This window comes from Neptunomonas japonica JAMM 1380 (genome assembly GCF_016592555.1).
Classification (GTDB): domain Bacteria; phylum Pseudomonadota; class Gammaproteobacteria; order Pseudomonadales; family Balneatricaceae; genus Neptunomonas; species Neptunomonas japonica_A.
On sequence record NZ_AP014546.1, the window covers coordinates 2,254,053 to 2,265,750 of the forward strand.

General features: G+C 41.9%; 13 protein-coding genes. 6 read left to right on the forward strand and 7 right to left on the reverse strand.

Going from position 1 to position 11,698, the window contains the following annotated elements:
• Window positions 1-14: 14 nt before the first annotated feature.
• Window positions 15-959 (reverse strand): LysR family transcriptional regulator, encoded by a 945-nt coding sequence (locus tag NEJAP_RS10570; RefSeq protein ID WP_201347218.1) that lies wholly within the window; start codon window positions 957-959, stop codon window positions 15-17.
• A gap of 165 nt (window positions 960-1,124) precedes the next feature.
• On the opposite strand from NEJAP_RS10570, the gene NEJAP_RS10575 reads away from it, so the two are divergent.
• The 3 genes from NEJAP_RS10575 (at window position 1,125) to NEJAP_RS10585 (ending at window position 4,525) form a co-directional block, all read left to right on the forward strand.
• A complete protein-coding gene (locus tag NEJAP_RS10575; RefSeq protein WP_201347219.1) occupies window positions 1,125-2,723 on the forward strand; it encodes an isocitrate lyase in 1,599 nt (532 codons plus the stop codon).
• A gap of 224 nt (window positions 2,724-2,947) precedes the next feature.
• Window positions 2,948-3,511, forward strand: a complete 564-nt coding sequence (locus NEJAP_RS10580) for a hypothetical protein (RefSeq protein ID WP_201347220.1) — start codon at window positions 2,948-2,950, stop codon at window positions 3,509-3,511.
• A 321-nt stretch (window positions 3,512-3,832) separates the two neighbouring features.
• A complete protein-coding gene (locus NEJAP_RS10585) occupies window positions 3,833-4,525 on the forward strand; it encodes a hypothetical protein (RefSeq protein ID WP_201347221.1) in 693 nt (230 codons plus the stop codon).
• A gap of 88 nt (window positions 4,526-4,613) precedes the next feature.
• On the opposite strand, the gene NEJAP_RS10590 is transcribed toward NEJAP_RS10585, so the two are convergent.
• Window positions 4,614-5,483: an AraC family transcriptional regulator gene (locus tag NEJAP_RS10590; protein WP_201347222.1), complete on the reverse strand. Its 870-nt coding sequence runs from the start codon at window positions 5,481-5,483 to the stop codon at window positions 4,614-4,616.
• Between the two features lie 371 nt (window positions 5,484-5,854).
• Here NEJAP_RS10590 and NEJAP_RS10595 point away from each other — a divergent pair, with 371 nt between their 5' ends.
• Window positions 5,855-7,480, forward strand: coding sequence for a methyl-accepting chemotaxis protein (locus NEJAP_RS10595; RefSeq protein ID WP_201347223.1), 1,626 nt, complete (start codon window positions 5,855-5,857; stop codon window positions 7,478-7,480).
• Window positions 7,481-7,734: 254 nt separating this feature from the next.
• Entirely contained in the window at window positions 7,735-7,974 is a 240-nt protein-coding gene (locus NEJAP_RS10600) for a hypothetical protein (protein ID WP_201347224.1), read from the forward strand.
• A 118-nt stretch (window positions 7,975-8,092) separates the two neighbouring features.
• Here NEJAP_RS10600 and NEJAP_RS10605 read toward each other — a convergent pair whose 3' ends face one another.
• The 5 genes from NEJAP_RS10605 to NEJAP_RS10625 form a co-directional block, all read right to left on the reverse strand.
• Window positions 8,093-8,551, reverse strand: coding sequence for a DMT family transporter (locus tag NEJAP_RS10605; protein ID WP_201347225.1), 459 nt, complete (start codon window positions 8,549-8,551; stop codon window positions 8,093-8,095).
• Window positions 8,552-8,643: 92 nt separating this feature from the next.
• The gene (locus NEJAP_RS10610; protein WP_201347226.1) at window positions 8,644-8,850 is read right to left on the reverse strand and encodes a tautomerase family protein; all 207 of its coding nucleotides are present in this window, start codon (window positions 8,848-8,850) and stop codon (window positions 8,644-8,646) included.
• Between the two features lie 27 nt (window positions 8,851-8,877).
• Entirely contained in the window at window positions 8,878-9,534 is a 657-nt protein-coding gene (locus NEJAP_RS10615) for a DsbA family oxidoreductase (protein ID WP_201347227.1), read from the reverse strand.
• Window positions 9,534-9,926 carry a nuclear transport factor 2 family protein gene (locus tag NEJAP_RS10620; protein WP_201347228.1) on the reverse strand — a complete coding sequence of 131 codons (393 nt, stop codon included), beginning with the start codon at window positions 9,924-9,926 and terminating at the stop codon, window positions 9,534-9,536. The genes NEJAP_RS10615 and NEJAP_RS10620 overlap by 1 nt, the downstream gene beginning before the upstream one ends.
• Before the next feature lie 51 nt (window positions 9,927-9,977).
• Window positions 9,978-10,586, reverse strand: a complete 609-nt coding sequence (locus NEJAP_RS10625; protein ID WP_201347229.1) for a glutathione S-transferase family protein — start codon at window positions 10,584-10,586, stop codon at window positions 9,978-9,980.
• A 186-nt stretch (window positions 10,587-10,772) separates the two neighbouring features.
• Between NEJAP_RS10625 and NEJAP_RS10630 the strand changes: the two genes are divergently transcribed.
• Complete coding sequence (locus NEJAP_RS10630) at window positions 10,773-11,648, forward strand: LysR family transcriptional regulator (protein WP_201347230.1); 876 nt, start codon at window positions 10,773-10,775, stop codon at window positions 11,646-11,648.
• Window positions 11,649-11,698: the final 50 nt, after the last annotated feature.

Here is an 11,698-nt window from a genome sequence, read left to right on the forward strand (position 1 = left end):
AGCTAACTACATGATTATTTAAGTGTTACGACCCTCGCTGCTTCAATAATTAATCGCCGCAACCATTGATGTGCCTGATTGTGCTGTAATAATGGACTCCATGCCATTTTTAACTCAAAAGACGGAACATCAAAGGGGGGGGATTGTAGCACTAACCTTGGGTTATCTTTTTGTGCCATTGCTGCACGCGTTGGTATGGTTACAATCAGCTCTTTTTGTTCAGCCAATAAAGTGGCTGATTGGTAATGACGTGTAAAAACAGATATATGCCGCTTATGACCAATACGTAATAACGCCTCATCCACCCAGCCTAATCGAGTGGTATCTTTTGGCGTTATTCCCATCCCGGCTCCCATACCCGTTTTACTCACCCAAACATGGTTCGATTCAAGATAACTTTGTAACGTAAAATTTTGGGCCACAGGATTGTCGATACTAAACAGACAAGAAAAAGTATCGTGCCATAAGGTCACCTGATGAAAAGTTTGCGGCATACTATCAAAGCGGTTAATAACTAGGTCCACTTGCCCCTGCTCTACTTCCAAAAAGCTCATATCACTGGGTGTCAGAATATCCAAAATAACCCCCGGAGCTTGAACAGCTAACCCCTCCAAAACACGAGGTATTAATGTCGACTCACCATAATCACTGGTCATAATACGAAACACGCGGTCACTAGACGCTGCATCAAATTCAATACTCGGCTCAATCACCTTCTCTACACTGGCAAGTATCCCTCGTATTTCAGGCTGCATAGCCAATGCCCTTTCAGTAGGCATCATTCCATCACTGGTTCTCACCAATAACGGATCACCAAAGGCTTCTCGTAAACGTCGCAAACTGTTACTCATCGCCGGTTGCGTAATTCCCAGCAAGCTAGCGGAGCGCGTCACATTACGTTCGCGCAACAGCACGTCAAGATAAACCAACAAATTAAGGTCAATATGGTCAATATTCATCTTTATTACCTATATTTTCATGCTTAAATTAACCAAGATCAATATTCATACCATGAATGATAGAAATAACTGACATTTATTTCAATTATATTAAATCCTTCTATATAATTATTTCAAAGTTAACCAAGGCAGTTTGTGACTACCTAAAACTAAGCAGGACTAACCATGTCAAATTACACAAAAGATATCGATGCAGTTGCTACGCTTTGTGAAGCGAACGGCTCTTCTTGGAACACGATCAACCCTGAATCTGTTGCTCGTATGCGTGCTCAGAACAAATTCAAAACTGGTTTGGATATAGCTAAATACACTGCTGACTTAATGCGCTCTGACATGGCGGCGTTCGATGCTGACAAGACTAAGTACACTCAGTCTCTAGGTTGCTGGCACGGTTTCATTGGTCAACAGAAGATGATTTCTATTAAGAAACATTTCAACGGCCAAACTGATCGTCGTTACTTGTACCTATCTGGCTGGATGGTTGCAGCTCTTCGCTCTGACTTTGGTCCTCTACCTGACCAGTCTATGCATGAAAAAACAACTGTTGCTAGCTTGGTTGAAGAGCTGTACACATTCCTACGTCAAGCTGATGCACGTGAACTAGGCGGTTTATTCCGTGAACTAGATGCAGCTCGTGAAGCTGGCGATACTGCTGCACAAGCGACTATCCAAGACAAAATTGATAACCACGTAACTCACGTAGTGCCAATTATTGCTGATATCGATGCTGGTTTCGGTAACGCTGAAGCCACTTACATCATGGCTAAGCAGATGATCGAAGCAGGTGCTTGTGCACTACAGATCGAAAACCAAGTTGCTGATGAAAAGCAATGTGGTCACCAAGACGGTAAAGTAACTGTTCCTCATGCTGACTTCCATTCTAAGATTCGTGCATTGCGTTACGCTTTCCTTGAGCTAGGTATCGATAACGGTATTATCGTTTCACGTACTGATTCTGAAGGTGCTGGCTTAACTAAAGAAATCGCTGTTGTTAAAGAGCCTGGCGATCAAGGCGATCGTTATAACTCTTTCCTAGACGTTGAAGAGATCGACGTAGCTGACATGGCTGAAGGCGACGTATGCTTCAACCGTGACGGCAAGCTGGTTCGTCCTAAGCGTTTACCTTCTGGTTTGTACCAATTCCGTCAGGGTACTGGTGAAGAGCGTTGCGTATTTGACAGCATCGAAGCTATCAAAGCAGGTGCTGATCTACTTTGGATCGAAACTGCAACACCAAACGTTCAAGACATCGCTGACATGATGAATGAAGTACGTAAAGAGATTCCTGATGCGAAGCTGGTTTACAACAACTCACCTTCTTTCAACTGGACTCTTAACTTCCGTCAACAGGCGTTTGATGCAATGGTTGCTGCAGGTGAAGACGTTTCTGCTTACGATCGTGCTGCTCTAATGAGCGCTGAATACGACGAGACTGAACTGTCTGCACGTGCTGATGATAAGATCCGTACATTCCAGGCTGATACTGCTCGTGAAGCAAACATCTTCCACCACTTGATCACTCTACCGACTTACCACACTGCTGCATTGTCTACTGACAACTTGGCTAAAGAGTACTTCGGTGAAGCAGGTATGCTGGGTTATGTTGCTGGCGTACAGCGTAAAGAGATCCGTCAAGGTATTGCATGTGTTAAGCACCAAAACATGTCTGGTTCTGACATGGGCGACGACCACAAAGAATACTTTGCTGGTGAAAACGCTCTGAAAGCTGGCGGCGCGAAAAACACTTCTAACCAGTTCAACTAAGTTGAATTAGTTTTGAATGAAGTACTCTGGTAATTGCTTTTGCATTATCAGAGTACAGTCCATTGCTGGACATAAAAGCGACCCCTTAATAAGGCGTCGCTTTTTTTATGGGCAAGGCTGTTTCCAGTAAGATTGTTTCTAACTCTCTACGCAAGAACCAAATGAGTTTTTACGTTAGAATCCTAACCTGCTCCCTACCACAAACTGATTAAGTGATTTTGAATATGGCTAACATACCTGCTTTTCTTAAAGATGCAAAAGACTTGTTAACCGAGCAAGGGTTTACTACGAGCGATACTTGGTATCACGGCACTTCATCGGCACTAGTCGACTCAATCCAAGAGCAAGGTTTGATACGCTCTGGAGATAAAGCATTGAAGGATGCCGCCAAAAAAACCATGGCAACCATCGGGAACAACTACACAGAATCAATTGAGCCAGTATTTTTAACGCAAAGTAAAGAACTCGCTTTTTACTGGGCGGAGCAAGCCGTAAGAGACCGTAGTGTCCGTGTTGAAGGTGATGAGCACCCCGTCGTTTTTGCAGTGACACTCCCAGAAGCACAAAACGCCCAAGTAAAGCCTGATGTAGGCGCGGCTAGCTTATTACTCGTTAAAGAGGGTGAGAATTTCATGGCTTACCTAGCCGGTATTTATCAGGAGAATGGTTTCGGCGCACCGGAAATAGATCTGATGAAGGCAGATCGTATGGAATACCTAAGCACACTAGGCATGGCATATTTTAATGAAAACATTAGTGCTTCTTGCCTCAATGTAATAGCTGACTAACAGTATTTCAGAAGATAAATGACATACTGTTCAGAGCTAAAAAACAAAAAAGGCGCCTAGACGCACGCTATTACGCTTTCATGTTGCTAATCAGATAGCGTTAATTCTAAAAAGCCCCTACAACACATGATAAATCAACAGCATTGTAGGGGTTTTTGTGGGGCAAAAACCTCTTCAAGCAATGCAACCCAGGGCTACTAAAGACATCAACACTAACTGTTGTAATCGCCCTTCCTGCCTCAATTTCAATGTACCTGTCATAGACCTATCCAAAAGAACAGGTACACTATTGCCAACAGGATTCTTTATCATGGAAACGATATGAAAAAATTAATAATGTTGACATCTGTCTTCTTTCTAACCGCATGTAACAGTGCATCCTTGGCTGTTAAGCCGACTACTGATATCAATATGTCTAGCTTAAGCTATGAAGCTGACAGCCAGAAAATACAGATTTTTGATAACCGAGATAACCTTGAAAAGAAGCAAGGTTATGTATCTAAGTATTTCAAAGGCTATCGATTTGGGGATGCTCAACTGAATTTTGATCGAAGATTATTACTGGAGCAGTATCTAAATAAGAACTTGAGCACCACTGCAAATACAAAGATCTCTCTTGAAGAATTTACTCTCTATCATGTTGAGCCTGAAACAGTACTTGTTAGCACTAGGAAAGCAGGCGATCCTGATTTTGCATCAGGTGTTGAAATCGCTTTAGGCGGAGTCATTGGAGGCCTACTGGGCGAGGCTATTAGAGCAGGTGAATCGGAGTCCTATTCCAATGGGAATCCATATTTCTTGTGTACGATTAAAGTTAAAACACAAGGCAAAAAAGTTAGCATTCGATATTATCTGAATCAGAACTATATAAATGAGCTTAACCCTGAAAGCCCATTTTCTTCCGAGAAATATCGAGAAGGTTTAAAAGAAACGGTTGATGTTTGTTTATCAAGGACAGCTGAAAAACTTGCAAGCAGCTCACGCTTTAGTGGCTTTAGCATAGTTAGCAGGTAAAGTGTCAGCTGTCTCTAATGCTCAGATCGTTACAATGAAAAGCAAAAAAAGAGTGTCTCTAGCACTCTTTTTTATTAGCTGATTACATTCAAACCAATTTAAGAGGCAAATAAATATCAGTAATTAGCTCGCTCGGCGCCACTGCTCTAGGATCATTTACATACTCTTCAAATACAGGAGCATTTGCAGACTCTCTGCCTGAATTAGGTAACCACTCGCCAAATAGCCATTGATAAGCAGCATGCATATTTGCATAAGGGCCAACATACCTCAGCACCGCACACTCACAACGGTCTATCGTATGCTCAGTAACAGGGTCAGAATTCTCCACTTCATAGCCTTGCAAAGTAGCACATGCCGCCGAGCGCAGCTCCTCTTCTGGTGTAGCATCTGGGTCATCAAAGTAAATCCCAAACGACCGTGTTTGCTCAGAAACAAGCTGCTTCATACCTAACCAAGCAAACAGTTTTTCAAACGAGCCACCAATATCCATATAAGAACCTGTGTGCTCAATACCGACCAAATGTAATTCCTCAACCTCTTTTATTTCGACTTGTAACATTTCAGTACCTTTAATAGAGACAGACTCTCTATCTTTAGAAAGTTTAAATACTTGATGGTTTCCCTCTATGCGATAACGAGCAGGAGGCAAGCCGAGACTATCACTGAATGCTCGATTGAAAGACTGAACACTGCTATAACCAGAAGATTGAGCAATATCTTGTACGCTGTTTTGAGTATTGACCAACCACCCTGCCGCTTTGTGTAACCGTAACCTTTTTACTGTCCCAGCTAGCGTTTCTCCATACATCGCTTTATAGACTCGATGCCAGTGATAAGGCGATAAACAAGCAATGTCAGCCAATACATAAAGATCTAGCGGTTTATCCAAATTTTCATAGATATAGTCAATTACACGTTCAAAACGTTGATGATAAAACCGTTCTTCATTTGTCATAGTTGCATCTCTTTCAACGATATTAATGTGATAAAAGTAACTTTAGCACTTGGGCATTTAGCAAATCTTGCTGATTTTTCTGCAACACGTAGACAGAGCAGCATATGAAGTTCTTATAAACAGCCTATCTATCTGTATCTTTTTATTTACAAATTAATCATGGAGTCTTAGTTAGAAAATCTTTCCGTCTTATATTTAAGACAAAAACCCAATTGATACAATTGGATACAATTAAAAGCAGCATTTGAAAACATATTAAATAAAGCTTTGCTACACTTCTTCAAAACACACTGTAAATTAAAAATTACAATAAAATTATTGGTTACGTTATTACTCATATAGCAACAACTTTCAGCGTGGAGTCGACTTAAATGTTTGTACGCAAAATGACTGTTAAATCAAAGCTCATATTTATAATTTTGGTTTTTTCTTCTTTATGCATATCAATTAAAGCCTACGATTTATGGCAGCTAAAGCTAGGCCTCATTGCAGAAAGAAAATTACAATCAAGCAATGCCGTAGACATGGCATTCAATATTATTTCTCACTATCAGAAGCAACAACAAGAAGGCTTATTAAACCAAGATGAGGCTCAAAGCAGCGCCTTAGCGCTGGTAAAACAAATGCGCTATGACAATGATAATTATATGTGGGTTAACGACCTACAACCGCGCATGCTTATGCACCCCACTAACTCCAAGCTAGATGGAAAAGATCTATCTACCTTCACGGATAGTGATAAAAAGCCATTATTTATCGATATTGTCCGAGGCGCCAAACTGAACGGAGCCGGGTTTGAGTATTATATGTGGCCAAAGCCAGGTGAAAGTATTCCTGCCGAAAAACTTTCAAAATACACACTCTTTAAACCTTGGGGCTGGGTTATTGGTACTGGCGTTTATATTGATGACATCAACGAAACGTTTATGAGTAAACTATTTGAGTCTTTTGTTTTTATCATCCTGATCACTCCTCTTATTGCTTGGCTTACCATCTCTATCCTACGCTCAATAACGCACCCTCTTCTGAACATGAGTAATACAATGAAAGAAGTTGCCAAAGGCAACCTTTCAAAGCGCATTGATGCTTCTAGCCAAGATGAACTTGGGGACCTAGGCCGTATCATTAACGCTACGCTGGATATCCAGCAGGACCTCATTAAAGAAATGAGGCTCTCCAGTGACCAAATGCTCGATTCTGCAGAACAAATGGCGGCAACTGCCGAGCAAACATCTGCTGGCGTCATGCAACAAAGCGAAGAGACACAACTACTCGCTGCATCCATGAATAAAATGTCAGAAGCAGCTCAGCACGTTGCTGAGAACAGCCAACAAACTGCCAACATTACAATTAATGCCGAAGCCGCCGCACAAGATGGCAAAACGATCGTTCTTGAAACCATCAACTCTATTAACGGCCTTGCTGAACAGTTAGAAAATCAGGCTAGTAATATCATAAAGCTAGAAGAAGACATGAATAATGTTGAAAGCTTCTTATCCATCATTAGAGACATATCAGACCAAACCAACCTCCTTGCTCTAAATGCGGCTATTGAGGCTGCTCGCGCTGGCGAGCAAGGCAGAGGCTTTGCTGTTGTTGCCGATGAAGTTCGAGCACTTGCCAAACGAACTCAAGAATCTACCGATCAAATCAACACCTTAAACTCACAATTAAAACTAGCGTGTAAGAACGCTGTCAACATGATGTCCGAAAGCCATGAAGAGGCACAAAAGTGTATAAAAAGCGCCTCTAATGCTGGTCAGCACTTAATTAGCATTGTAGAAAACGTACAGGAAATTTTAGAGATGAATAACCTTGTGGCCTCTTCTGCCCAGCAACAAAACTCTGTTGCCAGCGAGATGAGTCATAACTTGAATAATATCTCTATTATTGCGGATCAAACACACGGAGGCGCACGATTAACCGCTGATAATAGCGAGCAACTTGCCAACCTATCACGCTCTCTGCAAAGCCAAGTAAAGCAATTTACAACCTAATAACTATCCGACTAATAAAAGGCGTTTTAGCAAAGCTATTACGCCTTTGCGTTGCTGAAAGTTATGCATAATAAAGAGCCATATCTATCACTTCATTTTGACTTTGGTTTATTGCGTGCGTATTTCATTGCTAGTTTGCTAGGTGCATCAAGATTAAAGTAACATTCGAACGAATGAGGAATGACCTAACACTTAAGGTGCGGGGCTGCGTTGATCTACACCCTAAACGCTAGGTAACTAAAGGAATAGCGATCATGCCAGGAGAAGTTGTTGGAGAGTTATTTTCTGGGATTTTCAAATTCATATTTAGAATCTTTATTGAAGTAATCGTCGAGATACTTATAAAAGCTTTAGGTTATTTGATTTATCGTCCATTCAATAAAGATGTTGATCCTGATGGTTTTAAAGTCATCATTGTAGGTTTGATTTTTTGGATAATAATTTTATTTTCTGCCTATGGACTTATGACATCTATGGCAATTGATAGCGCTTAGGTTCTGTGAGTAATTACAACTGCCCGCTTGATAAGCGTGAATTAAATCCGGTTATTATTACCATGTTACCTAACAAGAATTTAAAGCGGAGCTGCTAACAGCCCCTTAAATACGATAGCTATATATTTGTCGAGCGGCCAACAACCATAAACACCCCTGCTGCCATTAAAGCCAGTCCAATCAGTCGCTGGGAGTTTAGAGAGTACTGAAGAGCACCGACAAGCCCATAATGATCAATAAGGCTCATAGCCACCAGCTGGCCAAGCAATACAAATGAAACCGCATTAGAAATACCAAAATGAGGCGCGACACTCGTAATACTTAAAATATAAAACATGACAAAAAATCCGCCAAAGTACAAATACCATGGAATATTCGCTTTATTTAGCCCAGTAGATACCCCCTCTACAGTAAAAAGATACGTAACCGAAACCGCCAGTCCGACTAAAAATAATATTGTAGCAGCAAGTGCAGGGCTTTGAAGTTTAGCGCCTAATCCGCCATTTAGCGCTGCCATCAACGGAATTCCCAAACCTGCAACGAACATAATTGATGCGTAAAAAAAAGTACTATTCATAGTTATATCTTCATATATATTTAACGCTTATGGCAGAAGCGCAGCTTTTTCCTACTGAACTCCCCCGCGAAAGACACTATATAGGCAGCCCTCTATGTGTGAGCTAACTGGCGTAACGTGGTTACCTGATCGAAACCAATCCCCCAGTTGTCGGTATTCACCTCATCTATCACAACAAAAGTCGTTGCTGGATTTTTGTTAAGCACATCAACGAGTAGTTGAGTGGTACCTTGGATGAGTGCCTGCTTCTGTTCTTTAGTGACGTTTTCATCGGTTACTTTAATATTAACGTATGGCATAGTTTTCTTCTTTATTAGTGAGTTAGGTTAACTTGCAACACTAGGCTGATTATTTGTCGTCAGCCCTCTTATTACCTGCTCAAAATATTCAACCGAATTTGAGCCAGTGATCAGGTTGCTTCCATTGAAAATATAAGCAGGCACACCGGTTACTCCCTGCTGCAGAACACGTTGCTTCTTCAACTGCAGCTGTTGAGTTGTATCATCCGACATTAGCGCCAGCTCCCCCTCCTCTCGATCCAAACCTAGTTGCTCAGCAAAATCCAACAATACTTGCGTATTACTGATATCTAAGCCGCGTTTAAAATAAGCATCAATTAGCAGATTATTCATGGCCTGCTGTTTGTTATATCCTTCGCACCAATGTATCAATCGATGCGCTTTATTGCTGTTGTAATAATGGCTGCGCTTGGAAAAATCGATACAAACACCCGCTTGCTTAGCCACCGCTAGTAAATTTACGCGATAGTCACCCAGCGTTGATTGATTCCATTGGTAACGCCGAGAGAGGTGAGCGTCTATACTCTCGCCCTTTGCCCCCATGTCGGGGTTAAGCTCATGAGGTAAAAAATGAATTTCAGCGTCTACATCCAGATTACGCAGCGCCTGTTGCAGATTTGCATATCCGATGGGGCACCAAGAACACACGACATCATGAATCATTTCTATCTTTAATGTTTTCATCACAGCTCTTCTCGTAAATCTGTGTACATTTTATTGACGATTAACCAGTGCCCGTTCTCTTTAAGAAGGCCCAGAAAATCAACATAAAAGTGATCGAATAACGGGCATTCCAGTTTTACCATTGCTTGGTCTTTTATAATTTCAATCGACAATAACTTATAATCATAAGGCCGCCCTTGCTCGCTAGGCACTGGCCGGCTCGCAACCGCATCGAGCCACTGCTCAAGGCCACGCCGCAAACCCGGCGCTTTGAGATATGCATCCGGATGGAAAATAGCTCTTAATTTGGATACCTCGCCATGGTGCAAACCATCAAAATAGTCCCGTACAAGAGCCATCACTGATTCAAACTCATTCGAGCCAAAATCTCCGGTAAAATCAGCATTTTTCATGCAAGTTTGCCTCTTCGTAGATGATGTTGAGTGGATGCTCTTAATAAGCTTCTAAGCAGCTGATTGGCGCTGTTCGGCATCAATGGCACGCTTAAAGCTCGCCATTGCCTGCACTACATTCAGCATTTTCTTAGTGCTTTGTCCTAACGAGATCTTTACAGGAAAACTTGCCCCCCAGCGGGAATACACTGTCAACATGATATCCGCAGCGCAAGGTTGATCACCGCCAAGAAAGTCTTGCGTGGCAAGCTGTTGCTCTACAATTTCCCATAGACCGGTAATAGCTTGGGCGGCTGCATCAAAGGCTAATTGCTTGGTTTTTTCATCAGTTATGTGCTGTGCAATAAAAAATAAACGATTATAAGCGGGGTGCATGGTGGCATTGGCAAACATAATGTTTTGAATGGCTTGCTCACGACCTCTACCAGTGGCGGGCAGCATAGTGTTTTGATGTTTATTGAGCAGGTATAACATCACAGCCGCGCCCTCCAGAAGTGTTTTTCCGTTATCAACGAGTACCGGAACCATACCAGCAGGGTTGATAACGCTAAAATCACTCACTTGCTGTTTGTCGATAATCTCAACGGCTTGACCCAGTTCATGAATGACGACTTGTGTAGCCAAAGAACACGCGCCAGGAGAGTAATATAACGTGTACATAGTCTTTTCCTCATTATTGATAAATACTTGAGCTAAGTGTGTGCCGTTTGATAGATAACTAACGACGACATGGAAGAGTGTGGTCTTTTTGTTTGTCTTCATATATAGCTATAATGAGAACCAACTGTTTCTAATAAAGAAACACATTCAGATTATCTTTATTTTTTTCTTGGATAAAACTTTTCTATGGACAAACTGCGAGCGCTTCAACTATTTGTACGTTTAGCTGACTTAGGAAGCTTTACGCGAGTAGCCGAACAGACCAATACCTCCAAGTCCATGATCAGCAAGGAAATCAGCCGCCTTGAAGATGCACTGGGCGCTCGTTTGCTACATCGCTCAACACGTAATGTGCAGCTGACCCATGTGGGTGTCGGATATTTACAACGCGCAATAGAAATACTAGAAAAGCTAGATGAAGCAGACAATTTTGTTCAGGACCTTCAGCAAAGCCCCCGCGGAAAACTAAAGATCAATGCACCAATGGCACTGGGAATCACCGATCTATCTACTTTATTTGCAGACTTTATGCAGGCTTATCCAGAGATTGAGCTAGACATTCATTTAGGGGATGAAAGTGTTGACCTAGTTGAACAGGGTTTTGATTTAGGCTTTCGGGCATCCAGTCGACCAATCGATACGAACTACGTTGGCCGCCCTCTCACCAGCTTCAAGTATCGCGTCTGCGCAGGGCCTGAGTATTTAAATGAGCACCCCGCTATTCACTTACCACGGGACCTAAAAGATCATAACTGTTTTGTTTACAGTTACTTTCAAGGGAAGAATATTTGGCCTATCGAAGATGGTATCGCCATTAACGGGACATTACGGGTTAACAGCACGATTTTTATGATGGAAGCCATTAAACGTAACCAAGGAATTGGGTTTATTCCAGATTTTGTTTGCCGTGAGGCACTTGAAAAAGGAGAAATTGTTGAAGTATTAAAGAACGCAAAGAAGCCTAATCTGACGCTATACGCCCTGTACCCTGCACGGCACTTTGTTCCCTCAAAACTTGTCCAATGCGTAGAATTTCTTGAGCAGTGGTTTGCTAATAGATAGCTGACTTTACTCATGTTTTCCGGCGCTTTGTATATAACGGATGAGCGAGC

Excerpts from the sequence above, each read along its gene's own strand:
- NEJAP_RS10610 (WP_201347226.1), bottom strand. The coding sequence starts at position 8,850 with ATGCCATACGTTAATATTAAAGTAACCGATGAAAACGTCACTAAAGAA.
- NEJAP_RS10570 (WP_201347218.1), bottom strand. The coding sequence starts at position 959 with ATGAATATTGACCATATTGACCTTAATTTGTTGGTTTATCTTGACGTG.
- NEJAP_RS10600 (WP_201347224.1), top strand. The coding sequence starts at position 7,735 with ATGCCAGGAGAAGTTGTTGGAGAGTTATTTTCTGGGATTTTCAAATTC.
- NEJAP_RS10620 (WP_201347228.1), bottom strand. The coding sequence starts at position 9,926 with ATGAAAAATGCTGATTTTACCGGAGATTTTGGCTCGAATGAGTTTGAA.
- NEJAP_RS10580 (WP_201347220.1), top strand. The coding sequence starts at position 2,948 with ATGGCTAACATACCTGCTTTTCTTAAAGATGCAAAAGACTTGTTAACC.
- NEJAP_RS10605 (WP_201347225.1), bottom strand. The coding sequence starts at position 8,551 with ATGAATAGTACTTTTTTTTACGCATCAATTATGTTCGTTGCAGGTTTG.
- NEJAP_RS10625 (WP_201347229.1), bottom strand. The coding sequence starts at position 10,586 with ATGTACACGTTATATTACTCTCCTGGCGCGTGTTCTTTGGCTACACAA.
- NEJAP_RS10595 (WP_201347223.1), top strand. The coding sequence starts at position 5,855 with ATGTTTGTACGCAAAATGACTGTTAAATCAAAGCTCATATTTATAATT.
- NEJAP_RS10630 (WP_201347230.1), top strand. The coding sequence starts at position 10,773 with ATGGACAAACTGCGAGCGCTTCAACTATTTGTACGTTTAGCTGACTTA.
- NEJAP_RS10575 (WP_201347219.1), top strand. The coding sequence starts at position 1,125 with ATGTCAAATTACACAAAAGATATCGATGCAGTTGCTACGCTTTGTGAA.
- NEJAP_RS10590 (WP_201347222.1), bottom strand. The coding sequence starts at position 5,483 with ATGACAAATGAAGAACGGTTTTATCATCAACGTTTTGAACGTGTAATT.
- NEJAP_RS10615 (WP_201347227.1), bottom strand. The coding sequence starts at position 9,534 with ATGAAAACATTAAAGATAGAAATGATTCATGATGTCGTGTGTTCTTGG.
- NEJAP_RS10585 (WP_201347221.1), top strand. The coding sequence starts at position 3,833 with ATGAAAAAATTAATAATGTTGACATCTGTCTTCTTTCTAACCGCATGT.